This is a genomic window from Mesorhizobium sp. M0189 (genome assembly GCF_040322135.1).
Taxonomy (GTDB): domain Bacteria; phylum Pseudomonadota; class Alphaproteobacteria; order Rhizobiales; family Rhizobiaceae; genus Mesorhizobium.
On sequence record NZ_JAMYSW010000012.1, the window covers coordinates 1 to 26160 of the forward strand.

The following is a 26160-nucleotide window of genomic DNA, read 5'->3' on the forward strand; positions in this document are numbered from 1 at the left end:
CGCGGTGTGTCCGCCGCTCCGCTAAACACGGGGGCTGCGCGGCGGACACGCCGACGTCACAGCTACTGCCACGCCATTTTTGCAGAACTTGACGCACACAACTTTCCGGCCCCTTCCAGGCATTCACAATGCCGGTCGATCGCCGATCTGACCGCCAGAGGCTGTTGACGTCGAAAACACATAAGCCGCTAGATGTTCCCCTTTTGTGCTTCCAAAGTCGCATAAACAGAACCGGCAGTTTGCCAATCCTTGCTGCGACTGCGTGCCTCAAGCTCTGATCGGCGCATTGCCCGTCCGTTGTGCGGCAGCAGGAGTAGCCGAAGCTGGAGGGCAGCGCCGCGGACTCAACGAGCGCTACTGTTATGACGGCAGGAACGAAGAAGCAGTCCTCATGGACCGATGCATGCTATGCATTGCTTCGATCACGCCCAGCACGTGCGGACATAGGCGAACTCCGGCGAAGAGTTTGACAGCGGAGATCAGCGCAAGATGTCCGACAAGCTCTCGGGCTTCTTCTCGCCAAGCGACAGATCAAGGCCCGACAGAAGGTCGATGAGATGACTTTGCATCAGGTCGGACGCGTTTTTTGCGTCGTGCTTTTCGATGGAATCAACGAGGGCGTGATGGGCGTGGCTTTCGCAGGTGGTGTCGCGGCGGCGCCAGTAGAGCGCGATGATCAGCGACGACCGCGACAACAGGTCCTTGACGAAGCCGGTCAGGATCGAATGGCCGGCGATTTCAGCGATGCCGACATGGAATTTTGCCGACAGCATTATGGCGTCGCTGTCGCGGCCGGCATGCAGGGCCTCGTGCTCTTTTTCGAGATGAAGCCGCAGTTGCGCGATCTCGGCCGGCTTTGCCACTTCGGCGGCAAGCGCCGCGACCTTGGGCTCGATCAGCGCTCGCGCTTCGAACACCTCGCGCGCTTCCTGCTTGGTCGGCTGGGCGACGAACGCGCCGCGGTTCGGCTCGAGCCGAGCCAAGCGGTCATGCGACAGCGCCTGCAGCGCCGCGCGTATCACCGCGCGGCTCACCGAATAGATCGAGGCGAGCTCGTCCTCGGGCAGCTTTGTGCCCGGTGCGAGGCGGTGGCTGACGATGGCGTCGCGCAGGCCGGCATAGACCGGAAACCAGCGCATCGTCGGCTTGTCGCCATCCCGTGTCTTTGGTCCAAGCAGGTCCATCGTCTCATTGTCCCGGCGGCCGGATCGCATAGCGGCGCGAACACCGCGTTTCCGGCCGGACATCGAACATCCTGTGTGGGAATGTCAACAATTTTGCACGCATCAGGATACACGGCCGGAGGGCGAAAAGGACGCAAAGATTCCGGCGAAGGACTTTTCGAGTGGAACCTGGTAGCCGCCGCGCTTCGAGGTCGACAGGCCAAGGCTGACGAGGCTCTCGCAGAGTTGTACCGCGCAGGCGACGCCGTCGAGCACAGGAAGGCCATGTTCGCGGCTGAGCGCGGCGGCGAGGTCGGCCATGCCGGCGCATCCCAGCACAATCGCTTCGGCCCGGTCGTCGCGGATGGCGCGCTCGATCTCCTCCGAAATTCGATGGCGGGCGTTGGAGCCGGGCACTTCGAGCTCCAGAACGGGAACGTCGCTTGCCCGCACCCTAGCGCAGCGGCTGGCGAGGCCGTAGCGCACCAGATTGTGCTCGATCGCCGGCACCGAACGCGACAGCGTCGTCACCACGCTGAACTTGCCGGCAATTAAGCTTGCCATGTGAAACGCCGCTTCGCCGATGCCGACCACCGGCATCTCGCCGACGCAGCGTACTGCGTCGAGGCCGGTGTCGTCGAAGCAGGCGATGACGCAGGCGCTCGCCGCCGGATATCTCTGGATCTCGCCGATCATTCCCGGGATGGCGAAGACCTCGTCGAAATAGCCTTCGACGCTCGGCGGCCCGTCCTTCGGATTGACGGCGATGATCCTGGTGCCGGCCGAAGCCGCGCCGCGCGCCGCCTCGCTGATCTTTTCGGTCATGGACGCAGTGGTGTTGGGATTGACGACGAGTATGTCCATTTGCGCTTTCATATTTCGCCGCCGAGATAGAGTTTCTTGACCCGGTCGTCGCCAAGCAGCTCAGCCGAATGTCCGGCCAGCGCGATCTTTCCGGTCGTCAGTGCGTAGGCGCGCTGCGAGATGCGCAGCGCCATGCGCGAATTCTGCTCGACCAAGAGAACGCTGACCTTTTCGTCGCGATTGATCGCCACGATGGAGCGGGCGATGTCCTGGACGAGCTTCGGCGCGACGCCGAGCGAGGGTGGTTCATCGAGCAGCAGAAGCTTCGGTTTGGCCATCAGCGCCCGCCCGATCACCAGCATCTGCTGTTCGCCGCCGCTCATCGTGCCCGCCGTCTGGGAATAGCGTTCCTTCAGGCGCGGAAAGCGCGCGAGCACCATGTCCAGCGTCCTGGCGATTTCGGCCTTGTCAGTGCGGGTGAAGGCGCCCATCATCAGATTGTCGCGCACCGTCATGTAGGAAAAGACGCGCCGACCCTCCGGCACCATGGCGATGCCCATCCTGACCAGCTCGTCCGGGCGCGTTCCGTCGATGCGGTGGCCCCGGAAATGAATCTCGCCGCTGCGGACTTTCTTCAGGCCGGTGATGGCGCGCAGGATCGAGGATTTGCCCGCGCCATTCGCGCCGATCAGCGCGACGGTCTCGCCCTCGTTGACGTTGAGCGACACGCCCTTCAGTGCATAGACATGGTCGTAGTAGAGTTCGATGTCGGAGACTTTCAGCAGTTCGCTCATGGCTAAAATCCGATCGTCTCATCTTCGACGCCGAGATAGGCCTCGATGACCTTTTCGTTCTCCTGGATTTCCTTCGGCGTTCCCTCGGCGATTTTCACACCGAAGTTCAGGACGACGATGCGGTCGGAAATGTTCATGACGGCGGGCATATCGTGCTCGACCAGCAGGACAGTCACGCCGCGCTTCCGCACGCCGCGCACCATCTCCACCGCGCGCACGGTTTCGTCATGGTTCATGCCGGCGAAGGGCTCGTCGAGCAGAAGCACGGTCGGGTTGGTAGCGAGCCCGATGGCAATCCCGAGCGCGCGCAGATGGCCGTGCGGCAGCGTGCTGGCGATCTCATGCCGTTGCGTGCCGAGATCGAGGAAGTCGATGATCTCGTCGGCCGAGCGGCCGAATTCATCCTCGTCGCGCCGTGCGGTGTTCGTGCCGAGATAGAAGCCGGCAAGGCTGGCATTGGAACGCAGGTGATGCGCGATGATGACATTGTCGCGCACCGTCATGCCCTTGAAGATCGTCGTCTCCTGGAACGTGCGCACCACGCCCTTCCGGGCGACGATATGCGGCGCCAGGCCTGAAATCCGCTCTCCCCGGAATAGCACTTCGCCCGAGGTCGGATTGAGGAAAGAGGAAATCAACTTGAACAGCGTCGACTTGCCGGCGCCGTTGGGGCCGATGACGGAGAGGATTTCGCGTTCGCGGACCGCGAAGGAAACATTGTTGACCGCGACCAGCCCGCCGAAGCGTTTGGTCACTGCCTTGATCTGGAGAAGCTCAGTCATGGTCCTAGCCCTGCTTCTTGCCGAACAGCCTGAGGCTGAGCAGGCCGTTGGGAAGGAACAGCATCAGCGCGATCAGCACCGAAGAGAAGATCAGCAACTGGAACTCGCCGGTCTCGAACAGGAAATCCCAGCCGAAATAGAGCACGAAGGTGCCATCGGCCCGAAGACGTGGCCGAGCCCGCCGAGGAAGCAGTTCAGCATGAAGTTCACCGAGTCGGTGACGGTGAAGCTCGACGGATAGATCGACTGCGAGATGGCGACGAACATCGCACCGCCGAGACCGCCGAGGAATGAGGAGATGGCGTAGGCGATAACGCGCAGATAGGCGATGTTGACGCCGATCGAGGAGGCCAGTTCCTCGTTCTGCTGCAACGACTGGCAGAGTTTGCCAATGCGCGAATGGACTAGGCGGTAGAGCGCCGCAAAGCACAGCACCATCAGCACAACCGACACCAGATAGAAGGCGGGACGCGGATTGGGGAGCGCCGCGAAATCTGGAAGGATGGTCAGCCCGAAGATCGAGATGCCGCCGGGGAGCGGAATGCTGACCATGCCCTTGGCTCCGTTGGTGATCGGCAGCGCCAGCGCGAGCAGCCGCGCCACTTCGGTCAAAACCAGCGTGACCATGGCGAAATAAACGCCGCGAAGTCTGAGGATGGGCAGTCCGATCAGCACGCTTGCAGCGGCGCAGAATAGCCCAGCCAGCGGCAGTGTCAGCCAGAACGACACACCGTACTGGACGACAAGAATGGCCGAAACATAGCCGCCCATAAGCGCGAAGGCGCCCTGGCCGATATTTATGCGGCCGATGTAGAAAGTCACCCACACCCCGGCGCTGGCGATGCTGAGCAGCGCGACCGAGGTCAGCGTGTAGTAGAGGTCGAGCCGACCGGTCGCCTCAATCAGCCAGGGCACGCCGACGAGTACGACCAGCAGGAAGACAGCGACGACGAGGATGTTGCGTGTACGCTTCATGTCCATCATCCCCACGGCTTGCCCATGAGCCCGTTCGGGCGGATGCTCAGGAACACCATCAGCGCGGCGAAGATGACGAGATAAGTGACGTCGCCATATTGGCGTAGCACCGTCAGGCCGACCGATTCCATCATGCCGAGGATGAAGCCGCCGGCGATCGCTCCGCTGACCACGCCGGCCCCGCCGATCATCACCATCAAGAACGCCTTGATCGAGATCGGCCCGCCGATGCCCGAATTGACGCCGGTGATGGCGACCAGCAGCCCCCCGACTATGCCGGCAAGCATGGCGCCGAGCGCAAAGCCGATCATCGAATAGCGGTCGACCTCGACGCCCATCAGCTGCGCCGCGACCCGGTCCTGCGCCAGCGCCCGCATGGCACGTCCCGGCTTGCTGTACTGCATGAAAAGCACGAAGGAGGCGATGAACAGTATGGCGAGTGCGCCGACCAGCAGCCGGTCGTAAGGCATTATGAGGCTGTCGGAGACGAAGACGCCTTTGACGATCTTCGGCACGCCGCGCTGCTTTTCGCCGAACAGGAGGAGGATCACGGCGTCGAGGAAGAATGCGACCGCCGCCGCGAGAAGCATCGTACTTTCCTCCCGCACGCTTCGCTTAATCACCGTCCTGAAAAGGAATTTCTCGACAAGCGCTCCAATGACCAGCAGCGTGACCCCGGACGCGACGAGCGCGACGACGAAAGGCATGCCGAGCTGGCCATAGACGGTGTAGGTGACGAAGCCGCCGAGAACGTACATCTGCCCATGGGCAAAGTTAAGCACGTTCATTAGCGCGAAGATCAGGGTCAGACCGAGCGCGATCAAGGCGTATTGCGCGCCAAGATAAAGCCCGTTGGCGATGACTTGTTCCATCAGGATGGTTCCGGCCGTTCAGAGGCTGAAGACGAATGCTCGAGTCTCTGCGGCAATCCGCTTCAGTGCAGTTGCGTCAATCGACTTGAGCGACGAAGAGCGTCTCGAACTTGCCGTCGCGGTATTCCGTGACCACCATCGGGACCGAAAGCTGGCGCTTCTGGCCAAACGACGTCATTCCGACATAGGTCAGCTTGGCATCGTCCTTCAGATAGGGATTGGGCGCCGAGAAAGTGTCGATCGTCTTCTTGAACTCCTCGACATTGTCGATCGCGGCCGGGTTCGCCTTCAGCGTCTCGATGATGTATTCGAGCGCGTAGACCTTGGTGTTGGACTCGTCATTGTATTCGCCGAACATTTTCGTATAGCGTTCGACGAACTCCTTCATCGTGTCGGACGCGATTTCGGGCGTCGATGCGCCGCCGACCGAGATGAAGCCGTTGGCCAACTCGCCCGCGCCCTCTTCCAACACCTTGGCATCCTGCGCCGTTTCGGTGGAGATCAGGCCTTCGTAGCCGAGCTCGCGCGCGGCGCGGATCAGCAGCGGCGCATTGCCCGGCGCGACGCCCGAAAGCACCAGCAGGTCCGGTTTTTGCAAAACGATCGGCGTCAGTACCGGCGTGAAATCGCGGGTATCGTTTTGGTAGACATCCGTGGCAGCCACAACCTCGAGCCCGAGCGCCTTTGCCGCGGCAACACCGCCATCCCGCTGGCTCAGCGGATCGGATTCGTTGGCGGCGACAAAGGCAACTTTTTTCACGCCCCTGTTTTCCATGAGATATTTGTAGATCGCCGGAGCCGACTGGTAGTTGGCGATCATGCCGAGCACGGCGTTGGATGCCGGCGGGGTGTAGAGTTCCTTCGGGAATGCGTAGGGAAAATAGATGATGCCCTTGGATTCTGCCACGGGACGCACCGCCGCCGCGCCGTCGTCGACATTCGGACCGACGACATAGTGGATGCCCTCCTGGGCCATCTTCTCCATGCCGGCGATCGCCCGCTTCGGGTCCTTCTGGTCGTCGAAGGTGACGATTTTGACGTCATAGGTCTCGTCACCAATCTTCACACCGCCGGTTTCGTTGATCCAGGCGGCGCGCGTCTGCATCGAGCGGACGTTGGATGTGCCCCACGCAGCGGCCGCGCCACTCGTCACGCCGACAAAGCCGATCTTGAGTTCCTTGTTGGCGGCGTGCACCGCTATTGTGCCGCCGGCCATGATTGCCAGCGCGGAGACGGCGCCGCGCGCCGCGGATGTGATTATTGAACGTCTGTTGATCATTGTTCTTTCCCCTTTGGAGGCCGCGCATTGTTGCGACAGAACTCGACCGATACGCGGATTTTTGTGAGTGAAGGCTCAAATCAATCACCTGTCAACAAAACTTTATCGGATTGTTGACAATCTTGTGAGCGGCCGTAGACGAAGAACGTAGGACCGATCGCGGTTCGGTGCTTTGCTCGAGAGGTTCGTGGTGTCGGAATTCCTGAAGCTCGCATGGTGGTCAGAGCGACGGGTGTCTTTCTCACACTACCGGACCAAGAATCAGGACGAGGTCGGCGTCGTGATCGAGGATCGACGCGGTCGGGTCGTCGGTATCGAGGTGAAGGCCTCCGCAAACGGTTCCGCAGGACTTTCGGGGATTGCACCAGTTGCAGGAAGGAGTCCGCGATCGTTTTGTGCGCGGGCTGGTGCTGCACGACCATCACCGTGTGACGCCGTTCGGCGAAATAATTGCAAGCTGCACCGCTGTCGGTTCTGTGTTCGATGTAAAGTTGCATAAAATGCGGTCTGGAACTTGAGTCGCGAGGTGGTCTAAATAATCCCAGATCGATACGAGCCGAGCCTTCATTGGTCGCGGTGATTTCTGGCAACTTCGCCACCCGCCGTAAGCCATCTTGCATCGAACCAGCGGTCCGCCGGCCCGTCATAGGGCAGCCGCGTGACATCCCAGTGGCTGACGAAGCGCGCGTAGGCGTCCCAGACCGGTGGACCGCCGCCGATGAAGACGACACGGCCGGCAAAGCGCTTGAGCGTGTCCTCGGGATCCATACTGGAGCGAACGACGACAAGTTCCCGATCCGCGCGAGCAAAATCCGGAACGCTCGCGATCGTCTTGGGACCGGCGAGCAAGACGTGTCCTCTCGTGACGTCGAAAAACCGTGCAACGTCGGCTACGAACTCCGGCGAGCCGAAGCGATATTGGCAAACTGAAACGTCAGAGCGGGCATCGCGCAGATGCCCGCCACCATGGGTACGGATGCACGCAAGGGACCGAAGAAGCGCCGGCGGCCCCCCACCGCTCGAAGAACAGGAGAGGGGCCAATAGTGCGAAACCCGCTTTCCAAGCCGTTTGCCGATCCAGAAGGGCAGCCTGTCCCCCAGTGCCGCGCCAATGGCGGCGGCAAGCCATCACGAAATTCCGGTTCTTCTCAGCAGCGCCACGCGGGCTAACGCTGATTATTGTATGGCCGGCCTGCAGCGCGAATCGCGCTGCTGGCTCGCCCAGGTTCGGCCATCGTCAATCGCCAGATCACGCACGATCAGCACGGGATGGAGCCGGTGAACGACAGCGCAGGGTTCGGCGTCGTTTTGGCCTTCGGCCTATTGGTGCTCAATTGGCTGGCGATCCGCTATATCGATGTTGTCGCCTGGCTGGCGAGCTTCTGATGCGCACGCCGTTCCACCCCGGTGCGAGGAACGGGAGAGCACCAAGGACGGCGACGAAATAGCAGGGCGGTACAACCCGCCCCAACCGAAGCCGCGTTCTCGACGACATGGTTACTGTGACAAGACGAACAGGGTATAAGGCTATGAGGCAGCAGACTGGTTGAGGAGCGCCCCACCGTCATGAAGCCGATGAACGAAGAGCATCTCGCGGTTCTACGCAGGCACATGGTCGAGATGATTGCAATTCACACCGATCTTGCAAGCGATGAACTTGGCAAGGCGGCGCTCGATGAGCGGGTATTGGCGGCGATGAGGCGGATACCGCGGCATCTCTTCGTGCCAGCATCAGTTGCGCCTTATGCCTACCAAGACATGCCGCTGCCGATCGGCTTTGATAAAACCGTCTCGCAGCCCTTCATCGTTGCTCTCATGACCGATCTCCTTGCGCCGCAACCGCACGAGGTAGTGCTCGAGATCGGCACCGGCCTAGGCTACCAAACCGCAATCCTCGCGGACCTTGCCGGGCAAGTTTGGAGCGTCGAAATCATCGAGGAATTCGCAAGCCATGCCGAGGCTCTCCTGCAGGGTCTCGGCTTCTCCAATGTCGGCATTCGTGTCGGAGACGGGTCTCGCGGCTGGCCTGAGCACGCCCCATTCGACAAGGTCCTGGTCACGGTGGCGGCTGAGCGGACACCGCCGGCTTTACTGAAGCAACTCAAGCCGGGAGGACGCTTGGTTCTGCCTTTGGGATCTGAAAATGCACAGTTTCTGACGGTCATCGACAAGGACGCGGCAGGGCAACTGAAGACTCGCAAACTCATCCCGGTTCGGTTCAGCCGTCTCGAAACGGTCTAATGAGGGGTGCGGCTGCGCGGAGCCGTGCTGGAAGATCAGGATAACGCGCGCCGCATCGATCACACAGGCGCTGGATGGCATCGCCGATCTTTTGACATCCATGCCGCAACGCCACTCGTCGAGCACGCCTGCCGCCGCCGGTCGCAGCCGCTGGCGATCATGCCGGCGCGGTCGTATTGCGCGCTTCTCAAAGACCCCTTATCCAGCCTACTGTGTGCCTGCCAGACGGCAAATGGGTCGCTCATCTGGGAAATGACGGCTAAAGGCTCAAGGAATTCGCCCAGTGGCCAACACGTAGCGGGCAGGAGGTAACGATGGATCTCAAGGACAGGCGCCTCTGGTACGGCGTGGTAGCCGTGATCGTGGTATTGGTCGTGATTGCGTATGCGGCTGGTTGGTTTGGCGGCACACCGATACCAGCGCCGCAGCAGTGAGAGCGATCGTCATTCTCGCTTGGCGGCAGCTGACTGCTCAGTCTCTAAAGGTCGAAGGAAGGGACACCTGATTGGCTGTTTCGCTGGTTCGGCTACCATCCTGACGACGCACAGCCTGGACCGTTTTTGAGATGGCTTCCGCGCAACTTGTTGGTTGTTGGACGGACCGGTCCTTGGATCGCGCAATCCGCAACACTCCGCCATCGGGCCGGGTAACTTCGATAATGGTTTCGACACGGACAAACTGCGATCCTACGGAGTAGCCAGGCGCCAGGTCATGCCGGAAGTCGTACACTGGAGCCACAAGGGCCCAACGACCGGGCGGAGAACTCGCATCAGCCCGGCCTTCGGCGGTTTCGAAGCTAAACTGCCACTCGCTTGATCCCGCTGCCCGGCCAGCGATGGAGCCGGGCTACTCCAGCACAGACTCTGCCCGTCGATCACCTCGATCGGCACGGACTCCAGACCGACATCGTCGAACAGCCGCGCATTTGACCGCGTTCGCCAAATTAATGGCCGGATCTTTGCGAAGCCTCCGCATTTTCGTGGGGGGAAGCCCTCCCAGCATCATCGTGATTGGACTTCACGATCGGTCGGAGTCACGCTGGCCGCAGGTATAAGAAGATATGGGTGGGCCAACTATCGTCCGAATAGGAGGCTAAAATGAAGCACCAGACGCTTGAGCAACTGCAGATCGTCGCCGAGATCGATCAGGACTACCTGCGCCAGGCCATGTCGCGCAGCGAACGTCTTGAACGCTGGGCGGAGCTCCTTGAACGGAACCCTGACCGGCGACTCTCGACGCTACACCAGACCGAGTATCAGCCGGTTAGATCACGCGGGGCCATGCGCGGCGACGGCTCGCCGATCTCAGTCGCTTTCGAGGATCCTGTCCTCCGCGCCGCCGGGTTGGAAAACGACAACTACGGCGAAGCGAAGCGGTTCTTCGAACTGACCGACAGGCAATTGCATGAGATCATCTGCTATTGTCATTTCGGCGCGACGGTGAGCGCCGTAACGGCCGCCCGTCACATCCGTGCGGCGATTGCCGGGAGACAGCCAGGCATGTTCGCTCGGATGCGTGAGGCGTTCGTCGGATAAAGCCGGAGCCGTTTCGCAGCATCATTTTTGAAGCGGCTCGCATGGAAAGCCGCCGCCGTAGCGCAGGCAAGCGCTCCCCACGCGGGGAGGCTGCGTTTGCATGAGGGGGTGCGGCTTTCCGCAGGAGCACGCCGACGCCCCCTCCTGCATCTTTTCCATCCGAACCGGAAAGATCCCAATGCTGCCAGCACATCCGTGGTCAGCGCCGGGGTTCAAAGGCTCGAACAGAGCGACATGCGCGCCGGATAAGCGCTATACATTCGCTGTCGAAAATTCGATGCTTCATGGTGGGTCGAAGGTCGCGGACCTATGTCGATCGGGACCGGGAAAGCCAAATCGTGATCGCGAGCAGCTTGGCCTTGTGATCGAGGCCGTCCCGAGCCAGCGCCTCCCCGAACCCGAAATCGATCGAAAGCTGCGCGAGGTCGGGCGCGGTGCCGGCGAAGCGGTCAAAATAGCCCTGGGCGTCGCCCGCTACGAGCCGCTCCAGCATCTCGCGTCCGGCCCATCCGCGTCCCGCTCCGTCACCCGTCGCGGGCTTGATGGGCTGAAATGCCAGCTCGCGTTCGGCGAATACCGACCGGACGATGCCGACGGCATTGACGGTTGCAGGGAAGCCCAGGACCGCGATCGAGACGAAGAGCAGTTCGACGATCGCTTCGGGGGTGCCGCCGGCATTGAGAAAGCCGGCGATATGAAACTTCAATTGCGGCTGGGCGCTTCCGTCGGCCAGCAGCATCGAGACGGTGCAGAGCTGCCTTAGCGGGAGATCCAGCCCCGGGCGGGACAACACATCGCCATAGGGATATTCGACGGTGAAGCGCGACAAATCGGCGGAGGTCTCCGCCAGAGCATTGATCGGTCCATCGAAATTCTCCCCGCCGATCCGGCGGAGCATCTCCAGGCCGCGTGAAAATCGATCCTCATGAGTTTCCGAGGCCATGGCTTGCCCGCTCCGACTGATGGCGAAAGAACTTGCTGCGATGAAGGCAGCCTCAATAAAGCGTCGGCGAGAACTTACTCTTCCCGTTGCTGCGGTGGTGGGACCTGACACTCATGTTCTCTAACTCTGCCCGCCCCCGCTTTATTTCAGGTCAGACCTTGCATCGGCGATTGCGATAAATCAAATTCATTATTAGCATCGCCGTGATGAAGAAGATTCATATCGCTAACGTCGATCTCAATCTGCTGGTCGTCTTCGACGCCCTCGTTGCCGAAGGGCACGCCACGCGCGCGGCCGAGCGGATTGGGCTGACCCAGCCGGCGGTCAGCCATTCGCTCAATCGCCTTCGGGCTCTGTTCGGAGACCCGCTGTTTGTCCGATCCCCGCGCGGCATGACGCCGACGCCACTGGCGCAGGACATTGCGCCGAGTGTTCGGTCGATCCTCGAACAGGTTGAAGGCGTCCTGCTCGGCGGGCGCTCGTTCGATCCGACCGAAAGCACTCGGCAATTCGTGGTCGGTCTCTCCGATTATGCCGCTTTCGTGCTGCTACCGCGTCTGACTGCACGGCTCGGCCGCGAAGCACCAGGCGTTTCTCTGGTGGTCCGCAACACGAGCCGCAGCGTCGGTTTGCCGATGCTGGACGACGGCGCAGTCGAACTCATCGCCGGCAACTTCCCCCAGCCGCCGACCCATATGCGAGAAGAACTGCTATACGAAGAGGACTTCATCTGCGCTGGCCGCGGCGATCACACCGATCTGGCCGATAGTCTCGACCTCGACCGCTATCTCTCGCTGCGCCATCTTCAGGTTTCGATGAAGGGCAATCCGAGCGGCTATGTCGATGCTGTGCTCACCGAGAAAGGATTGAAGAGGAATGTCGTCGTGACGGTCGGCCACTTCTTGATGGCACCGATGCTGGTCGATGCCTCCGAGCTCGTGGCAACGGAACCCCGTCGTCTCTTCGCACCGTTGGCAGGGCGGCTACCGCTCCGACTTTTTCCGCCGCCATTGGATATTCCTTCATTTCGAGTGGTGCAGACTTGGCATGCGCGCCACGACGCCGACCCAGGGCATCAATGGCTGCGACGGGTGCTCAGTGAAGTCGGTCAAGGGGTTTGAGGGCGAAAGCCCCAATCCCCGCTGCCGCCCCAACTGCCAGGACACCGATCCGCCCTGCACGATGCCACTGACCTCGCGGCCGAGCTGGCGGTCGATGACTGGCCGCCACGGGACAAGCGTGAACTCGTGGGACTTCTCGACGATGGCGAACTTGCCACTGGATAGCTGCGCGGCCCCGGTGAAGGTGCCGGTCACGGTTTCGCCCTCGGCGGCAGCTCGGAACGGCAGTGCCTTTTTCGCCGCCAGTTCCCCACCGGCACGGTCAACCTCGCGTTCCTGAAGCGTGGCGATCAGGTTGCGCCGGTAAGCGCCCCTTCAAATTTGTAGGTTCGCTGAAAGATCTGTCGATCGATCCAAGCCGCGATTGCCGACGAGGAGCTGAGGACCCTGTGAGAGTATGGCGCTGCAGATCAGGTCCTCGGCAACAAATTTCGTTCTTGCAGTACCGCATTTTTCGAGGGCAGCCACAGCCGGCCTACTGAAAGCCACCCTTTGACCTTGCAGCCTCGGCACTGACGTTGGCTGCTTATGGGACGCGCGTCGCATCCATCAATGTCGGAAATGGGGGGCGGTAGCAGTCATCCAGCTCTTAATCGTCGAATGCGAACTTTTCCGTGATCCACACCTATGAGCTGCCAGTCCGCTCTCGGCTCCATGGCTGTCGTGCAAGGGACCGTATGTAGCGCTGGCACGACAACATTGATTACGGCTCAGGCCTCGTAAGACGTGCCATTTTACCAGGTGGCTAGGTCAGCCTCGTGCGATACGGACTGAGATACAAACTGTGATACAAATCGCTGTGGGCTCCTAGACTAGAAAAAACATCGTAAAATCAATGCCTGCCGAGGCGCGGCATCGCGTCTCGACAGACCCCACCTCAAATCGCCACCTGAAGCGACATCGGTGGCCGCCCGTCCCAACAATCTACTCAATTCCAGAATCATGGAAATCCACAACTCGGTTGGATTGAGCAGCTGAAGCCGAAGTTCATGCGAAATTCGCCGTACTAATTGCCGTACTAATTTACCAAAAAGTACGGCGGCTTGTTGGCTAAGCGCTTGAAAAACTTGGTGATCCCGACAGGAATCGAACCTGTGACCTACAGATTAGGAATCTGCCGCTCTATCCTACTGAGCTACGGGACCATCGCGCCCGACACATAACCGCTTCGGATCGTTTCGCCAAGAGGCAGCTAGGCTGCTCGCTTGGGTTCGACAGCGAACGGGCTCAGGCCCAGCCAAGTCTGCATTTTGCGGGCGATATCCTGATCGCCCGTCAGAATGACTTTCGGTCCGGCCTTCTCGACGGTGATCAGCCCCATCCAGATTTCGGTCATGGTGTGCAGGTCGGTCGAGACGTAGAGATCGACATCGAACCCCGGATCGTACCAGCAGAGGTCGACCTCGCCGTGCTTCTCGACGATCAGCCACCACGACCGTTTGGAGGCGGGGAGCTCCTGGTACAGAAATTGTATCACCGTGCGCCCGTCGGGCAGCGGCGACGCGTTTAGATTGCGCCGCATGTCCCACATCAGCAGCGACGGATCGAGGTTCTTCAGCGACAGCCGCGACTCGACCCATTTCTGCCCCCAAAAGCCCATCGCCTCGACGACGGACCGCAGATCCCTGCCTGCCTCGGTCATCCGGTATTCGAAGATGCCTTTCTCGCCGCGCACCTCCTTGCGCTCGACGATCCCGGCCAGCTCGAGCTCCTTGAGCCGTTGCGACAGAAGGGTCGGCGACATTTTGGGGACGCCGCGGCGCAGATCGTTGAAACGGGTCGAGCCCGCCACCAATTCGCGAAGCAGAACCATGGTCCAGCGGGTGCACAGCACCTCCGCGGCCATCGATAACGGGCAGAACTGCTTGTATCCGGCCTGGGTCATGATGTTGCCTTCCCCTCAAACTCAGCCGGGAGCATAGGCCTTTCCCAGCGGTGCGGCGAGTACAGAAACTGTACCGGCCCAAGTGTGGTGGATTTGAAGTTCCTGCTTTCTGGGTGGCATCAGCGTTAGGAACTTCAAATCCAAAACCACACTGGAAATCCAAGCACTTGCTGGTGTGGCTTTTGAATCCGAAATTCGCTCGCTGCGTTGCTCCAAAGTGAATGCGAATTTCGAATTCGCCGCACCAGTACAGATCGCGGACTGGCTGGCGCCGGCCTTGCCATGCGACCCCTCTGCCGCTGCACGGGATACCCCTGTGCACGACCAGGAGACATGACCCATGACCGCTTACGTTATCGCAGACATCAAGGTGAGGGACCCGAAGTGGATGCCGGCCTATGCCGCGTCGGTCCACGACCTCGTTCACAAGCACGGCGGCAGATATCTGTCGCGCAGCGGCAATGTGAAGACGCTCGAAGGCAAGCCGCTCGACACGACGCTGATTGCCTTGATGGCGTTCCCGACCGAGGCCGCGGCGCGCGCCTTCACCGACGATCCCGCCTACGCACCCTTTGTTTCGGCCCGTCAGGGCGGCAGCGACAGCCGTTTCCAGCTGATCGACAACTCCGATCTGGCCGGAACCATCCCGTATCTGCCGAAGGGATGATCTTCCCCTGCATTTGTCGCATCGGGACAGGGATCTCCCAGCAACAACAGCCACAGCGCCCACCTGCCGGACCTCCTTACTTCCGGCGGCCGCCCGGGCTGTGCTTTTCAAGAAGAATGGAATGACTATGACAATCAACTTTCGCAACAAATTCCTCGCTGCCGCGGCGCTGCTGTCGGCCTGCACTGCATTGGCGCAGGCGCATCAGGCAGCGCCCGCGTCCGGTCCCAATCCGCTGGCCGACAAGGTACGCGCCGCCAACAGCCGCTTCGAGAATGTGGCGGCGGCGACCGCCGAGGGCTATGCGCCGATCCCCTGCGCCAGCGGCATCACCGGCGGCGCCATGGGCATCCACTACGTCAATCCCGGCTACCTCAAGGACGACGCTGTCGATGTCGCCAAGCCCGAAGCGGTGATGTACGAGCCGATGGCCGACGGCACGCTAAAACTGATCGCGGTCGAATACATCACCTCGAAAGGCCCGGCCTCGCTCGATGGGCATCTGTTCAACTTCAACAGCGCGCCCAACCGCTATGGCCTCGGCCCGTTTTACGAGCTGCATGTCTGGGCCTGGAAGGGCAACCCGACCGGCGCGTTCGCCGACATGAACCCGAACGTGTCGTGCGAACCGACGACTGCTGCCAGCCAGTAAGCAGCCGGGCCAGGCGGCGCCAACGCCGCCTGGTTTTTAATCTCACAGAGGGGCCAAGCTCCGGGAGATCGCGATGCAACCTGGCATCGTTGGCGTGCCTGTGTGCCCATCGAGCTGTCTTTGCAAAAAGAGTCGCTTGACTGGCGATGTAAAATGCTCATTCTAGAATGATCATTTTACATTGGGTTGCTCCATGACCAGACCGCGACTATTTGACGAAGCCACTGTGCTGGGGGACGCGATGAACGCGTTTCGACGGGCCGGTTTCGCGGGAATTTCGATCAAGGATCTGAGCGATGCCACCGGCCTGACGTCTGGCTCGATCTACAATGCCTTTGGCGACAAGGAAGGTCTCTATCGGGCGGCCTTCGGCCACTATATCGATGCCGTCATCCGACACCGTATCGAGACCTACATCGGCGCAGCAAGCGATCTGGATGGTTTGGAACAGTTGTTCCTGTCGTTGTTGCTGCCCGCCCCGGAATCCGGCGACCTCGGCTGTTTGTTAACGAACGCTGCTGTCGAGTTCGGTGCGCAACCGTCGGTCGCCTCGGAAGGTCTCGCGGAAGGCTTCGCCGTGCTGGAAGCCGCCATCCGGCAGGTCGTGGAGCGCCAGATCGGTGGAGGGCAGGTCGATCTCCACGTCGTCAGGCTTCTGCTTCTCTACCAAGGCATTCTCGTGCTGATCCGCGCCGGCCGAGACGTCTCGGCCTGCCCGGCCGTCATTCGATCAGAATTCGAGCAGCTAAGGAAACTTCTGCCATGATCACCCTTTCCCGCAGGGCGGTGCTTCTCGGCACCGCCGGCAGTCTTCTTGCGCCTTGCCTGCCGGTCTTTGGCGCGTCGCCGGCCATGCCGCCGGTCCGATACGTTCGCTCCAACGGCATCGATATGGCTGTTTATGAAGCCGGCAAGGGACCGGCGGTTGTTTTGCTGCACGGCTTTCCCGAACTCGCCTTTTCCTGGCGTCACCAGATCGCGCCGCTCGCGGCCGCCGGCTACCACGTCATTGTTCCCGACCAGCGCGGATATGGTCTGACCGACCGGCCGTCCAAGGTCGAGGATTATGACATGGTCCACCTGACCGGCGATCTCGTCGGTCTCCTCGATGCTCTCGGCGTCGAAAAGGCCGTGTTCGCGGGCCATGACTGGGGCGGCCTGGTCGCATGGCAGATGCCGCTTTTGCATCAGAGCCGGGTCACTGGCGTCATCGGTGTCAACACGCCATTCATTCCCCATGAAATGCTGTGGCTGCATCCGAGCCTCACCAAGGGGCTGACCGCCCCGGACAAGCCGTTCGTTGCCAACCCGGCAAAAGACCCGATCGCGCAGATGCGCGAAGTCTACAATCCCGACATGTATGTGCTGATGTTCGAAGATGGTGATCTCGCGGACCGTTTGATGGCGCACGACGTGGCGCGGGTGTTCAGGAGCAATATGCGCAAGGGTATTATCACCGCCGCGCAATACGCCAAGCTGCCGCCGCAGGCCCGACACATGACATTCCTACAGGCGCTCTCGCAGCCGGAGCCGAAGACGCTGCCCGGCGAGCTGATCCTGACGCCAGACGAGCTTGCTTTCTATGCCGAGAGCTTCGGGCGCACCGGTTTCACGCCGGGCATCAACTGGTACCGCAACTTGTCCCGCAATTGGAGAGCCGGCTTGAATGTCGACCAGACGATAAAAGTGCCTTCGCTCATGATCGGCGCTGAGGACGACGTCGTGTTATCTCCAGCGATGATGGATGGAATGGACGCCCACATCGCCGATCTCGAAAAACATGTGGTCGCCGGCTGTGGACATTGGTCACAGCAGGAGAAGCCGGGCGAAGTCACCACGCTAATGGTCGATTGGTTGAAGCGGCGGGTTCCTGCGTAGCCGACATGGCGAGCGGTGCAAAGACGGTTAAGATAGCGGAACTTTCGGGATGCCGGCGCGCTTTAGTGTCCCGAAGGAGACACCGCATGAGCGCCACAAAAGAGTTCTTTGAAACCTGGCTGCAGGAGAATGTCGGCAATCTGCCGGCCGAGAGCGAGGTGAGCGTCGCCGTCCTGGCGCAGCAATTCGAGCAGGATGCCGATGCTGCCGGCTACGGCCACGAGGTTCGCGAAGACGAGCTCGGCAACATCCAGGAGGCGATCGAGGCAGCCCTGAAGAAGGCAAGGACAGGCGAAGAGCCGCAGGCTGCCGACGACAATGAGCTGGCGCCGGTTATGGAGGCGCTGGAGGTCGAGGATCCGAAGAGCGGACCGTAGCGGTTGCGGCTCTTCCCTTCCACGCTACATGACCGGGCATAATGGATGCCAAACACCTCACGCTCGGCGTCGTGATCGGCGTGGCCATCGGCGTCGTGTTGGACAACATTGTTGCGGGCAGTGGTATAGGTATTGCTCTGGGCATTGCCTTCGGCCTTGCCCGGAAGTCGTCCGGCCGGAAGTGACCAGCAGAACATGTCCTGCCCGATTTTGCCGCCCAGAGGTGCGGCGGTCGCCCCACCGCCGATGCCGAACGGCTACGCCGCCAGCGCCGTCTCCGCCAGCTTCACCCAATAGCTCATGCCGTGCGGGATGACCTCGTCGTTGAAGTCGTAGGCCGGGTTGTGCAGGCCGGCGGTATCGCCATTGCCGATGAAGATGAAGGCGCCCGGCCGCGCTTCCAGCATGTAGGAGAAATCCTCGCCGCCCATCACCGGCTGGATGGCGCGGTGCACATGGCTGTCGCCGGCGACGTCGGCCGCGATGTCGCTGGCAAAGACCGTCTCTTCCGGATGGTTGAAGGTGACGGGGTAGTTGGCATTGTAATCAACCTCGATTGTCGCGCCGAAGGCAGCGCCCACGCCTTGGCAAAGCGCGCGGATGCGCTCTTCAGCCTTCTTGGCGACCTCCTTCTTCAGCGTGCGTACGGTGCCGGCGATCTCGGCGCTCTCGGGAATGATGTTATAGGCGTCGCCGGCATGGAATTTCGTCACCGAGACGACCACCGCCTCGACCGGATCGGTGCTGCGCGAGGCGATCGTCTGCAATGCGCCGACAAGCTGGCTGGTGATGACGATCGGATCGATGGTGCCGTGCGGCATCGCCGCGTGGCCGCCCCGGCCCTTGACGGTGATGGTGAACTCGGCGGTCGCCGCCATGATCGGGCCCGGCCTGATGGCGAACTGGCCGACCGGCAGGCCCGGCATGTTGTGCATGCCGAACACCTTGGAGATGCCGAAGCGCTCCATCATGCCGTCCTTGACCATCTCGTTGCCGCCGCCGCCGCCCTCTTCGGCCGGCTGGAAGATGACCGCGACGGAGCCGGCGAAATTGCGCGTTTCAGCGAGGTATTTGGCGGCACCCAACAGCATCGCGGTGTGGCCGTCATGGCCACAGGCGTGCATCTTGCCGGGGATGGTCGAGGCATAGGATTTGCCGCTGATCTCGTTGAGCGGCAGGGCGTCCATGTCGGCGCGCAGGCCGATCGTCGAGCCTTCGCCGTGGCGGCCGCGGATGATGCCGACGACGCCGGTCTTGCCCAAACCCGTCACGATGTCGTCGCAGCCGAAAGCCTTCAGCTTCTCGGTGACGAAGGCGGCGGTCTTGAAGACGTCGAAATTCAGCTCCGGCGTCTGATGCAAATGGCGGCGCCAGCCGGCCACCTCATCCTGCATTTCGGCGGCTCGGTTCAGGATCGGCATGATGGTTCCATTTCGCTGTTGGAGCAGGCGGTCTTGACCTGCTGCTGTGCAATTGTGCCTGCTGCCCTGCAACCATGCACGCTGCTTTGCATTGTGCTGCTGCTTCCACATTGTGATCGGCAGCACTTTGCCATGTTGACGTCACATAGAGTAAATAGCACCGCGACTGTGGTCCGGGAACAGAGAGCCGGACCATTATCCTGGCGATCGTGTAACGAAATCTTACGGAGCCAGGGGCGACTGCGGCAAGAGGCTATTTCGGTTTTCATGATGCGCTATAGGCATTTCCTCAAACTGTTGGTGGCGGGCGCGGTGGTGCTTGCGGCGCTGGCCGGGCCTGCCTTGGCCAATCCGACCATCCTGTTCGACCTGAACAGCGGCAAGATCCTGCAGCATCAGGAGGCGTTCAGGCGCTGGTACCCGGCATCGCTGACCAAGCTGATGACCGCCTATGTGGCGTTTCGTGCGATTGCCGCGGGCGAGGTCCAGCTCGATTCGCCGATCAAGGTGACGAAACATTCCGCCGGCGAGCCGCCGAGCAAGATGGGCTTCAAGCCGGGTTCGGTGATGCGGCTGGACAATGCGCTGAAGATGATGCTGGTCAAATCGGCCAACGATATCGCCATGGCGGTCGGCGAGAATATCGGCGGTTCGCAAGCGGCCTTTGCCGAACGCATGAATGCGGAGGCGCGGAGGCTCGGCATGAGCGGGTCCCATTTCGTCAATCCGAACGGGCTCTATTCGCCGGACCAGTATACGACAGCGCGCGATCTCGCTTTGCTGGTGATGGCGATCCGCAAGGAATTTCCGCAATATGCCCCCTGGTTTTCGATCGAAGGCCTTGCCGTCGGCAAGAAGGCGATCTCCAACTACAACCTCCTGATCGGCCGCTATCCGGGTGCCGACGGCATGAAGACCGGTTTCGTCTGCTCGTCCGGTTTCAACATGATCGGCTCGGCTACCCGCAACGGCCGCACCCTGGTCGCCGTGGTGCTCGGCGAGCAATCGGCCGTCACCCGCGCCGAGGCGGCGGCAAAACTGCTCGACCAGGGCTTTGCAACCCCGGCCCCGAGTTGGCTGACGGTCGCAGCGCTGCCTGCCTATGGCGACACCATGTCGGCCAACGACATGAACGACGAGATCTGCAAGAAGAAGCCGGTCGAGGAGCAGTCGGAAGCCGCACCCGCCGTCGGCGACAAGGGCAAGGACGTGCCGAAATCGCCCTATCAGGAAAAGCTGGGCCATGTGCCGACGCTTATCGCCGTCGGCCTCGGCGGCGCCACGGGGCCGAAGCCGAAGGCGATGCTCGATGCCTCCGGGAAGGAATATGCCGACGTGCCGCTGCCGACATGGCGGCCGGACCGGGCGCCGCCGGCCGGCGCCGAGCCGGCCGTGGCCGGGTCCACCACCGCCGCGCAGGTCCAACGGCCGGCCAAGGCGCTGAACTAGCCGTATGGCCGGCTTCCCGATCCCCGTTTCGGTGCTCACCGGCTTTCTCGGCGCCGGCAAGACGACGCTGCTCAACCGGCTGCTCCGGAATCCCGCGCTCGCCGACACCGCCGTCATCATCAACGAGTTCGGCGAAGTGGCGATCGACCACCTTCTGGTCGAGCAGGCGTCCGATGGCATCATCCAGCTTTCCGACGGCTGCCTCTGTTGCACGGTGCGCGGCGAGCTGGTCGACACGTTGGCCGACCTCGTCGACCGGCTGCAGACCGGCCGCATCGACCGGCTTGCCCGCGTTGTCGTCGAGACCACCGGGCTCGCCGATCCCGCCCCTGTGCTGCAGTCGATCATGGCGCACCCGGCCCTGGTCCAGGCCTTCCGGCTCGACGGCGTCATCACCCTGGTCGACGCCGTCAACGGCAATGCGACGCTCGATGCCCATGTCGAGGCGGTGAAGCAGGTGGCCGTCGCCGATCGCATCGTGCTCAGCAAGGCCGACCTGGCCACGGATGCAGGCGACGCGGAGGCGTTGCGGGCGCGGCTCAGGCAGCTCAACCCGGGTGCCGTGGTGCTCGACGCGAGCCAGGCAAGCGCCGCGACCCTGTTCGATTGCGGCCTCTACAATCCGGCCACCAAATCCGTCGATGTGCAGCGTTGGCTCGGCGAAGAAGCCGGCCACGACCATGATGTTGGCAGCCATGACCACAGCGGTCATGGTCATGCCGACCACGGTCACCATGACCATGGCCACAGGCACGATTCCCGCATCCGCGCGTATTCGGTGGTTCATGACGGGCCGGTGCCGTTTTCGGCAATCGAGATGTTCCTCGATCTGCTGCGCTCGGCGCATGGCGAGCGCCTGTTGCGGATGAAGGGCGTCATCGAGCTTGCAGAAGACCCGTCGCGGCCGCTGGTTATCCATGGCGTGCAGAAGATCCTGCATCCGCCGGTGCAACTGCCGGCCTGGCCGGACAGCCAGCGCGGCACCAGGCTGGTGCTGATCACGCTCGACATGCCGGAAGACTATATCCGCCGGCTGTTCGCCGCCTTCACCAACCGGCCGTCGATCGACACGCCGGACCGCGCGGCACTGGAAAGCAACCCGCTGGCTATTGCCGGGCGGTAGAGGCTTTCATCAGTTTTAAGTCGAACGCCGCGCTGCCCCTCATCTGCCTGCCGGCATCCTCTCAAGAAGGACGCTCTCGTCGACGATTTCGCCAATCTCCAGCGCCGCAGAAAGAGCGCCAAAGTTGCGGCCAGCCCCTTCTCCCCGTCACTATACGGGGAGAAGATGCCGGCAGGCAGATGAGGGGCAGCGCACCGTCAGCAGAACGAGCTAAGTCCAGGCTCGGCCGCCGCCGCGCTCGACCAGGAAGCGGTGGCCGCCCGATATTGCCGCCGTTTCGATCAGCCGATGGCCGCTCTCGGCGCAGAAGGCGGGGATGTCGATGACGGCGAGGGGGTCGGTGGTTTCGAGCCAGAGGCGGCTACCCGGCTGCATTGCGGCCAAGCGCTTTTTGGCCTTGAGCGCGGGCAACGGGCAGTTCAGACCTTTGAGGTCGTAGACGGCGGCGGGGCTGGTTGAGGGCCTGCCTCCTTGGCCCCCATCTTCTTGTTCAAGCATGAAGCTCAGCCGCCAAACATGCCGAGCAGCTTTTTCTTCAACCTTGTCGCCGTGCTTTCGGCGTCCGCAGCCTGCGTTTCGACTGCCGGGGCGGCCTCCGATGGCGCTACAGTGGCGGTGGCGACAGGCATCTCGGCGGCGGTCTTGGCAGCTTCCTTTTCAGCCAGTGCCTGCGCCTTGGCCGCTTCCTTCTCGGCCAGCGCCTGCGCCTTGGCTGCCTCTTTGGCGGCCTTGGCCGCTTCAATGGCGGCTAGCCTTTGTTCCTCGGCCTTCTGCTTGGCGGCCTTTTCGGCGTCGAGTGCCGCCATCTTGCGGCCGGCCGGCGAATCGACGCGGCCCATGCGCGCCGTCTCGGTCACCGTGCCGTCTGGGTTGAGCGACGGCGGCTCGATCGGCACGCGTTCGCCGCGGGCACGCCGTTTCGACCAGTCGGAAACGATGCTGGCTTCCTTGATCCCGGCGATGGTCGGCTTGGGTGCCGGCACGCTGGCCTTGACGGCGCCGTTGAAGGCCGCCTCATAGGTGCTTTGATAGGCGTTGATGGCGCTCTTCAGTGAATCGGGCTGGGTGGTCGCAGGGCAAGCGCCGGTCGGATTAAAGGTCGAGCCGTCGGCCGCAACCTGGTTGAAGACGTAGCGCTTCTCGCAGACGTCAACTTTCGGCGGCACCTTGGTGACTTCGAAATTGTCGTAGCCGACCTTCAGCATCTTCCAGAATTCGTAGTTCGGGTCGTTGCGGTAGCGCGCCATGTTGGCTGCAGTCATGCGGAACGGAAAAGCCTGGATCTGGAACTCGGTCTGGCCGCCCTGGAAGGCGTCACGACCGAAAGCGTAGATCTGCTCGATCTGCGCGTCGGTCATCGAATAGCAGCCCGACGACGAGCAGGCGCCATGGACCATCAGGTTGGAACCAGTGCGGCCATTGGCGCGGTCATAGGCGTTCGGGTAGCCGATGTTGAAGGACAGGTGATAATTCGACCGCGGGTTCATCTGCGCCGGGCGGACCGTGTAAAAGCCTTCCGGCGCTTGGCGGTCGCCTTCGGTGAACTTCGGCCCGAGCTTGCCCGACCATTTGCAGATGTCGTAGCTGGCGACCAGGTCGTAGCGGCCGTTGGTCTTGGCCTTCCAGATTTCGAGCTTGCCTTCTTCCTTGAAGATGCGGGCCATCACCGAAGAGGTGCGGACCATGCCCTTGGCCCTCATCTCGGCCAGGATCTTGTCCGGCAGCGGCTTGTTGGCCTGCGGTGCAAAATCCTTCATCGAAGCATCATTGCAGCCGGCGACGCCGATCGCAGCGATCAGAACTCCGGTGCGGGCAAGCTTGGCAAACATGGATATGGCTATCGTCTTCATCTCTGCGCCGCGGATGCCGCGGCTGCTAAACTGACCACTGACGGACCTTAAGCCCGTTAACCTTGAAAATTCCTTACCGCAAGCGACCTTGCGCCAAGCAGCCCTCTTGCCCCAAACGAAATTGGCGCGTCCCTTACGGCAAGCTCACTGTGACGAACGCAGCGGCATTTTTGTGGCGAAATTGCTCCACGCCGTCACATTTCAGGCCGCGCACCTGCGTTGGCTACAGATTGCGGCCCATCGCCAGGTATTTCTCGCGGCGATGCTCGCGGAAGTCGGTGTTGGCGCCGGAAAATTCCTTCATCGTCCTGGCGATGAGGTCGCCGGTGGCGGCAATCACCGTTTCGGGGGCGCGATGGGCACCGCCGAGCGGTTCGGCGACGATGGCGTCGATGATCTTCAGCTCCAGCAGATCCTGCGCCGTGATCTTCATGTTGGTCGCAGCATCCCTGGACCGGGTGGTGTCGCGCCACAGGATCGAGGCGGCGCCCTCCGGCGAGATCACCGAATAGATGGCGTGTTCGAGCATGTAGACGCGGTTGGCGGTGGCGATCGCTATGGCGCCGCCGGAGCCGCCTTCGCCGATCACCACCGAGATCGACGGCACCTTCAGGCCAAGGCAGGCTGAGGTCGAGCGGGCGATGGCTTCCGCCTGGCCGCGCTCTTCGGCGTTGACGCCGGGATAGGCGCCGGCAGTGTCGACCAGCGTCAGCAGCGGGATTTGGAAGCGGTCGGCGAGTTCCATCAGCCGTACCGCCTTGCGGTAGCCCTCCGGCCGCACCGAGCCGAAATTATGCTTCAGCCGGCTTGCCGTGTCGGAACCTTTTTCCTGGCCGATGATCGCCACCGGCTCGCCACGGAAGCGGGCGAAGCCGCCGACGATCGCCTGGTCCTCGCCGAAATTGCGGTCGCCGGCGAGCGGCGTGAAATCGGTAAGCAGGCCCTTGATGTAGTCGATGCAATGCGGCCTGTCCGGATGGCGCGCCACCTGCACCTTCTGCCATGGCGTTAGCGCCTTATAGGCGTCGCGCAGCGCATCGCGTGAGCGCTTCTCGAGACGGGCGATCTCATCGCCGACGTCGACCGCCTCACCGTTCTCGGCAAGCTTCTTCAGCTCGAGGATCTTGCCTTCGAGATCCTGCACAGGCTTTTCGAAATCGAGGTAATTGTACATTCTTGGGCGAACCGGCAAGTCGGAAGGCAATGACTGACGCAAGCCCGAAAATGCAGGCTGGGCGCGGTGGAACGTCGTTCTCACATAGCGACATGACGCCTAGTCGGCAAGCGGATGATGATCGTTGACCAGACGCACCAGCCGCTCCTCCAGCACATGGGTGTAGATCTGCGTCGTTGAAATATCGGCATGGCCGAGCAGCTGCTGCACGGCCCTGAGATCGGCGCCGTTCTGCAGCAGATGGCTGGCGAAAGCATGGCGCAGCACATGCGGCGATATCTTCGCCGCGGCAATGCCGGCTCGCGCGGCAAGCCCTTTCAGCTCGCGGGCAAAGACCTGTCTCGAGAGATAGCCGTTTTCGGAGGCGGCCGGAAACAGGAACGGGCTGTCGGCAAGAGCCGGCACCGCCGCCCGTGCGGCAAGCCAGGTCCGCATCGCCGTGCGCGCCTTGGCCGACAGCGGCACCATGCGTTCCTTGTTGCCCTTGCCGCGCACCATGAAGAAGCGGTCGTCGCGCTGCGCCACCGTCACCGGCAGGCTGACCAACTCCGAAACCCGCAGGCCGGTGGCGTAGAGGACCTCGACCAGTGCGTGCAGGCGCAGCGCCGCCAGGCTGTCGTCGTCGTTGAGCGAGGGGTCGATCGCCTCCTGCGTGGCGCGGTCGAGCAGCCGGCCGGTATCGGCCTCGCTCATCGTCTTCGGCAGCGGCCGGCCTTTCTTCGGGCTGTCCAGCGTGCCGGTCGGATCGTCGCCGCGCAGGCCTTCGGCGTAGAGGAACTTGAAGAACTGACGGATTGCCGACAATTTGCGCGCCTGCGAGGTGGCGGCAAAGCCGCGCGCGGCGATGTCGTCGAGATAGGCACGGATGTCGGTGCTGGTGGCAGCGGCGAGCCCGCCGCCGATCCCGGCGGAAGCGTCCTCGAGGTCGCGGCGATAGGAGGAAAGCGTGTTTTCGGCAGCGCCGCGCTCGGCGCTCATCATCTCGAGAAAGGCTTCGATGCGGGCGGCGCTGTTCATTTTTTGGGATTGAGCTTTTCCGGAGGGATACGCACGCTCATTTCCGCCTTTCTCGGCTCGACGAACATGACCAGGGCGAACATCGCGCCGTAGACAATGCCGGCCAGAATCACGAGCGTCACGACAAAGCGAAACAGTGTCGGCATTAATTTTCGCCC

The 26160-nt window shown here is 62.0% G+C and carries 26 protein-coding genes, 1 tRNA gene and 4 pseudogenes; 13 read left to right on the forward strand and 18 right to left on the reverse strand.

Annotated elements, in window-relative coordinates:
- Positions 1 to 479: 479 nt before the first annotated feature.
- The 7 genes and pseudogenes from NKJ09_RS20675 to NKJ09_RS20705 all read right to left on the reverse strand — a co-directional run bounded on the left by NKJ09_RS20675 (position 480) and on the right by NKJ09_RS20705 (position 6669).
- Complete coding sequence (locus NKJ09_RS20675) at positions 480 to 1184, reverse strand: GntR family transcriptional regulator (protein WP_023722328.1); 705 nt, start codon at positions 1182 to 1184, stop codon at positions 480 to 482.
- A 102-nt stretch (positions 1185 to 1286) separates the two neighbouring features.
- Positions 1287 to 2027, reverse strand: a complete 741-nt coding sequence (locus NKJ09_RS20680) for an aspartate/glutamate racemase family protein (RefSeq protein WP_352484980.1) — start codon at positions 2025 to 2027, stop codon at positions 1287 to 1289.
- Positions 2028 to 2035: 8 nt separating this feature from the next.
- Positions 2036 to 2761, reverse strand: coding sequence for an ABC transporter ATP-binding protein (locus NKJ09_RS20685; RefSeq protein WP_352763393.1), 726 nt, complete (start codon positions 2759 to 2761; stop codon positions 2036 to 2038).
- 2 nt (positions 2762 to 2763) lie between these two features.
- Entirely contained in the window at positions 2764 to 3543 is a 780-nt protein-coding gene (locus NKJ09_RS20690) for an ABC transporter ATP-binding protein (protein ID WP_352495644.1), read from the reverse strand.
- A gap of 4 nt (positions 3544 to 3547) precedes the next feature.
- Positions 3548 to 4518: pseudogene (locus NKJ09_RS20695) on the reverse strand (branched-chain amino acid ABC transporter permease).
- Between the two features lie 5 nt (positions 4519 to 4523).
- Positions 4524 to 5390: a branched-chain amino acid ABC transporter permease gene (locus NKJ09_RS20700; RefSeq protein WP_023722333.1), complete on the reverse strand. Its 867-nt coding sequence runs from the start codon at positions 5388 to 5390 to the stop codon at positions 4524 to 4526.
- Positions 5391 to 5466: 76 nt separating this feature from the next.
- Entirely contained in the window at positions 5467 to 6669 is a 1203-nt protein-coding gene (locus tag NKJ09_RS20705; protein WP_031195079.1) for an ABC transporter substrate-binding protein, read from the reverse strand.
- A 190-nt stretch (positions 6670 to 6859) separates the two neighbouring features.
- Between NKJ09_RS20705 and NKJ09_RS20710 the strand changes: the two genes are divergently transcribed.
- On the forward strand, positions 6860 to 7168 hold the full coding sequence (locus NKJ09_RS20710; RefSeq protein ID WP_352515872.1) for a DUF4143 domain-containing protein: 309 nt from the start codon (positions 6860 to 6862) through the stop codon (positions 7166 to 7168).
- A gap of 65 nt (positions 7169 to 7233) precedes the next feature.
- Here NKJ09_RS20710 and NKJ09_RS20715 read toward each other — a convergent pair.
- Positions 7234 to 7572, reverse strand: a pseudogene (locus tag NKJ09_RS20715) (diacylglycerol kinase); the annotation flags it as partial.
- A gap of 663 nt (positions 7573 to 8235) precedes the next feature.
- On the opposite strand from NKJ09_RS20715, the gene NKJ09_RS20720 reads away from it, so the two are divergent.
- From NKJ09_RS20720 to NKJ09_RS20730, 3 genes and pseudogenes are all read left to right on the forward strand, one after another.
- Positions 8236 to 8910 carry a protein-L-isoaspartate(D-aspartate) O-methyltransferase gene (locus NKJ09_RS20720; protein ID WP_352495641.1) on the forward strand — a complete coding sequence of 225 codons (675 nt, stop codon included), beginning with the start codon at positions 8236 to 8238 and terminating at the stop codon, positions 8908 to 8910.
- 669 nt (positions 8911 to 9579) lie between these two features.
- A pseudogene (locus tag NKJ09_RS20725) lies at positions 9580 to 9704 on the forward strand (IS6 family transposase); the annotation flags it as partial.
- A 303-nt stretch (positions 9705 to 10007) separates the two neighbouring features.
- Complete coding sequence (locus NKJ09_RS20730) at positions 10008 to 10445, forward strand: hypothetical protein (RefSeq protein WP_292659986.1); 438 nt, start codon at positions 10008 to 10010, stop codon at positions 10443 to 10445.
- A gap of 307 nt (positions 10446 to 10752) precedes the next feature.
- On the opposite strand, the gene NKJ09_RS20735 is transcribed toward NKJ09_RS20730, so the two are convergent.
- Complete coding sequence (locus NKJ09_RS20735) at positions 10753 to 11388, reverse strand: carboxymuconolactone decarboxylase family protein (protein WP_352763397.1); 636 nt, start codon at positions 11386 to 11388, stop codon at positions 10753 to 10755.
- Positions 11389 to 11594: 206 nt separating this feature from the next.
- Between NKJ09_RS20735 and NKJ09_RS20740 the strand changes: the two genes are divergently transcribed.
- Complete coding sequence (locus tag NKJ09_RS20740) at positions 11595 to 12509, forward strand: LysR family transcriptional regulator (RefSeq protein WP_023722340.1); 915 nt, start codon at positions 11595 to 11597, stop codon at positions 12507 to 12509.
- A 12-nt stretch (positions 12510 to 12521) separates the two neighbouring features.
- Here NKJ09_RS20740 and NKJ09_RS20745 read toward each other — a convergent pair.
- From NKJ09_RS20745 to NKJ09_RS20755, 3 genes and pseudogenes are all read right to left on the reverse strand, one after another.
- Positions 12522 to 12815 (reverse strand): annotated as a pseudogene (locus NKJ09_RS20745) (DUF3363 domain-containing protein); the annotation flags it as partial.
- A gap of 762 nt (positions 12816 to 13577) precedes the next feature.
- Positions 13578 to 13654 (reverse strand) — tRNA-Arg (locus NKJ09_RS20750).
- A gap of 47 nt (positions 13655 to 13701) precedes the next feature.
- Positions 13702 to 14394: a winged helix-turn-helix transcriptional regulator gene (locus NKJ09_RS20755; protein WP_023722341.1), complete on the reverse strand. Its 693-nt coding sequence runs from the start codon at positions 14392 to 14394 to the stop codon at positions 13702 to 13704.
- Between the two features lie 340 nt (positions 14395 to 14734).
- On the opposite strand from NKJ09_RS20755, the gene NKJ09_RS20760 reads away from it, so the two are divergent.
- The 6 genes from NKJ09_RS20760 (at position 14735) to NKJ09_RS20785 (ending at position 18153) form a co-directional block, all read left to right on the forward strand.
- A complete protein-coding gene (locus NKJ09_RS20760; protein ID WP_023677873.1) occupies positions 14735 to 15061 on the forward strand; it encodes a DUF1330 domain-containing protein in 327 nt (108 codons plus the stop codon).
- Between the two features lie 127 nt (positions 15062 to 15188).
- Positions 15189 to 15713, forward strand: coding sequence for a hypothetical protein (locus NKJ09_RS20765; protein WP_502896926.1), 525 nt, complete (start codon positions 15189 to 15191; stop codon positions 15711 to 15713).
- A 241-nt stretch (positions 15714 to 15954) separates the two neighbouring features.
- Positions 15955 to 16479: a TetR/AcrR family transcriptional regulator gene (locus NKJ09_RS20770; RefSeq protein WP_352495639.1), complete on the forward strand. Its 525-nt coding sequence runs from the start codon at positions 15955 to 15957 to the stop codon at positions 16477 to 16479.
- A gap of 86 nt (positions 16480 to 16565) precedes the next feature.
- Positions 16566 to 17591 (forward strand): alpha/beta fold hydrolase, encoded by a 1026-nt coding sequence (locus tag NKJ09_RS20775; RefSeq protein WP_352483560.1) that lies wholly within the window; start codon positions 16566 to 16568, stop codon positions 17589 to 17591.
- 86 nt (positions 17592 to 17677) lie between these two features.
- Positions 17678 to 17968 carry a DUF768 domain-containing protein gene (locus NKJ09_RS20780; RefSeq protein ID WP_023722345.1) on the forward strand — a complete coding sequence of 97 codons (291 nt, stop codon included), beginning with the start codon at positions 17678 to 17680 and terminating at the stop codon, positions 17966 to 17968.
- Between the two features lie 41 nt (positions 17969 to 18009).
- Positions 18010 to 18153: a glycine zipper domain-containing protein gene (locus NKJ09_RS20785; RefSeq protein WP_352495638.1), complete on the forward strand. Its 144-nt coding sequence runs from the start codon at positions 18010 to 18012 to the stop codon at positions 18151 to 18153.
- A gap of 72 nt (positions 18154 to 18225) precedes the next feature.
- Here NKJ09_RS20785 and NKJ09_RS20790 read toward each other — a convergent pair whose 3' ends face one another.
- Positions 18226 to 19389: a M20 aminoacylase family protein gene (locus tag NKJ09_RS20790; RefSeq protein ID WP_352495637.1), complete on the reverse strand. Its 1164-nt coding sequence runs from the start codon at positions 19387 to 19389 to the stop codon at positions 18226 to 18228.
- A 270-nt stretch (positions 19390 to 19659) separates the two neighbouring features.
- On the opposite strand from NKJ09_RS20790, the gene NKJ09_RS20795 reads away from it, so the two are divergent.
- The gene (locus NKJ09_RS20795; protein WP_352495645.1) at positions 19660 to 20838 is read left to right on the forward strand and encodes a D-alanyl-D-alanine carboxypeptidase family protein; all 1179 of its coding nucleotides are present in this window, start codon (positions 19660 to 19662) and stop codon (positions 20836 to 20838) included.
- Positions 20839 to 20842: 4 nt separating this feature from the next.
- Complete coding sequence (locus NKJ09_RS20800; RefSeq protein ID WP_352495636.1) at positions 20843 to 21961, forward strand: CobW family GTP-binding protein; 1119 nt, start codon at positions 20843 to 20845, stop codon at positions 21959 to 21961.
- Between the two features lie 210 nt (positions 21962 to 22171).
- Here the strand turns inward: NKJ09_RS20800 and NKJ09_RS20805 are convergent, their stop codons facing one another.
- The 5 genes from NKJ09_RS20805 to NKJ09_RS20825 form a co-directional block, all read right to left on the reverse strand.
- On the reverse strand, positions 22172 to 22459 hold the full coding sequence (locus NKJ09_RS20805) for a sulfurtransferase TusA family protein (RefSeq protein WP_352495635.1): 288 nt from the start codon (positions 22457 to 22459) through the stop codon (positions 22172 to 22174).
- A 5-nt stretch (positions 22460 to 22464) separates the two neighbouring features.
- Positions 22465 to 23790 carry a L,D-transpeptidase family protein gene (locus NKJ09_RS20810; RefSeq protein ID WP_352483562.1) on the reverse strand — a complete coding sequence of 442 codons (1326 nt, stop codon included), beginning with the start codon at positions 23788 to 23790 and terminating at the stop codon, positions 22465 to 22467.
- A gap of 244 nt (positions 23791 to 24034) precedes the next feature.
- Positions 24035 to 24985, reverse strand: a complete 951-nt coding sequence (locus NKJ09_RS20815) for an acetyl-CoA carboxylase carboxyltransferase subunit alpha (protein WP_023721141.1) — start codon at positions 24983 to 24985, stop codon at positions 24035 to 24037.
- A gap of 99 nt (positions 24986 to 25084) precedes the next feature.
- Positions 25085 to 26002 (reverse strand): site-specific tyrosine recombinase XerD, encoded by a 918-nt coding sequence (locus tag NKJ09_RS20820; protein ID WP_352495633.1) that lies wholly within the window; start codon positions 26000 to 26002, stop codon positions 25085 to 25087.
- The gene (locus NKJ09_RS20825; protein ID WP_023721139.1) at positions 25999 to 26148 is read right to left on the reverse strand and encodes a hypothetical protein; all 150 of its coding nucleotides are present in this window, start codon (positions 26146 to 26148) and stop codon (positions 25999 to 26001) included. Before NKJ09_RS20825 ends, NKJ09_RS20820 begins: the two co-directional genes overlap by 4 nt.
- Positions 26149 to 26160 lie beyond the last annotated feature (12 nt).

Coding starts and splice junctions, on each gene's coding strand:
- NKJ09_RS20755 (WP_023722341.1), bottom strand. CDS start 14,394: ATGACCCAGGCCGGATACAAGCAGTTCTGCCCGTTATCGATGGCCGCG.
- NKJ09_RS20735 (WP_352763397.1), bottom strand. CDS start 11,388: ATGGCCTCGGAAACTCATGAGGATCGATTTTCACGCGGCCTGGAGATG.
- NKJ09_RS20730 (WP_292659986.1), top strand. CDS start 10,008: ATGAAGCACCAGACGCTTGAGCAACTGCAGATCGTCGCCGAGATCGAT.
- NKJ09_RS20705 (WP_031195079.1), bottom strand. CDS start 6,669: ATGATCAACAGACGTTCAATAATCACATCCGCGGCGCGCGGCGCCGTC.
- NKJ09_RS20770 (WP_352495639.1), top strand. CDS start 15,955: ATGAACGCGTTTCGACGGGCCGGTTTCGCGGGAATTTCGATCAAGGAT.
- NKJ09_RS20825 (WP_023721139.1), bottom strand. CDS start 26,148: ATGCCGACACTGTTTCGCTTTGTCGTGACGCTCGTGATTCTGGCCGGC.
- NKJ09_RS20805 (WP_352495635.1), bottom strand. CDS start 22,459: ATGCTTGAACAAGAAGATGGGGGCCAAGGAGGCAGGCCCTCAACCAGC.
- NKJ09_RS20775 (WP_352483560.1), top strand. CDS start 16,566: ATGCCGCCGGTCCGATACGTTCGCTCCAACGGCATCGATATGGCTGTT.
- NKJ09_RS20760 (WP_023677873.1), top strand. CDS start 14,735: ATGACCGCTTACGTTATCGCAGACATCAAGGTGAGGGACCCGAAGTGG.
- NKJ09_RS20780 (WP_023722345.1), top strand. CDS start 17,678: ATGAGCGCCACAAAAGAGTTCTTTGAAACCTGGCTGCAGGAGAATGTC.
- NKJ09_RS20765 (WP_502896926.1), top strand. CDS start 15,189: ATGACAATCAACTTTCGCAACAAATTCCTCGCTGCCGCGGCGCTGCTG.
- NKJ09_RS20815 (WP_023721141.1), bottom strand. CDS start 24,985: ATGTACAATTACCTCGATTTCGAAAAGCCTGTGCAGGATCTCGAAGGC.
- NKJ09_RS20680 (WP_352484980.1), bottom strand. CDS start 2,027: ATGGACATACTCGTCGTCAATCCCAACACCACTGCGTCCATGACCGAA.
- NKJ09_RS20700 (WP_023722333.1), bottom strand. CDS start 5,390: ATGGAACAAGTCATCGCCAACGGGCTTTATCTTGGCGCGCAATACGCC.
- NKJ09_RS20820 (WP_352495633.1), bottom strand. CDS start 26,002: ATGAACAGCGCCGCCCGCATCGAAGCCTTTCTCGAGATGATGAGCGCC.
- NKJ09_RS20685 (WP_352763393.1), bottom strand. CDS start 2,761: ATGAGCGAACTGCTGAAAGTCTCCGACATCGAACTCTACTACGACCAT.
- NKJ09_RS20785 (WP_352495638.1), top strand. CDS start 18,010: ATGGATGCCAAACACCTCACGCTCGGCGTCGTGATCGGCGTGGCCATC.
- NKJ09_RS20675 (WP_023722328.1), bottom strand. CDS start 1,184: ATGGACCTGCTTGGACCAAAGACACGGGATGGCGACAAGCCGACGATG.
- NKJ09_RS20810 (WP_352483562.1), bottom strand. CDS start 23,790: ATGTTTGCCAAGCTTGCCCGCACCGGAGTTCTGATCGCTGCGATCGGC.
- NKJ09_RS20795 (WP_352495645.1), top strand. CDS start 19,660: ATGCGCTATAGGCATTTCCTCAAACTGTTGGTGGCGGGCGCGGTGGTG.
- NKJ09_RS20790 (WP_352495637.1), bottom strand. CDS start 19,389: ATGCCGATCCTGAACCGAGCCGCCGAAATGCAGGATGAGGTGGCCGGC.
- NKJ09_RS20800 (WP_352495636.1), top strand. CDS start 20,843: ATGGCCGGCTTCCCGATCCCCGTTTCGGTGCTCACCGGCTTTCTCGGC.
- NKJ09_RS20740 (WP_023722340.1), top strand. CDS start 11,595: ATGAAGAAGATTCATATCGCTAACGTCGATCTCAATCTGCTGGTCGTC.
- NKJ09_RS20690 (WP_352495644.1), bottom strand. CDS start 3,543: ATGACTGAGCTTCTCCAGATCAAGGCAGTGACCAAACGCTTCGGCGGG.
- NKJ09_RS20720 (WP_352495641.1), top strand. CDS start 8,236: ATGAAGCCGATGAACGAAGAGCATCTCGCGGTTCTACGCAGGCACATG.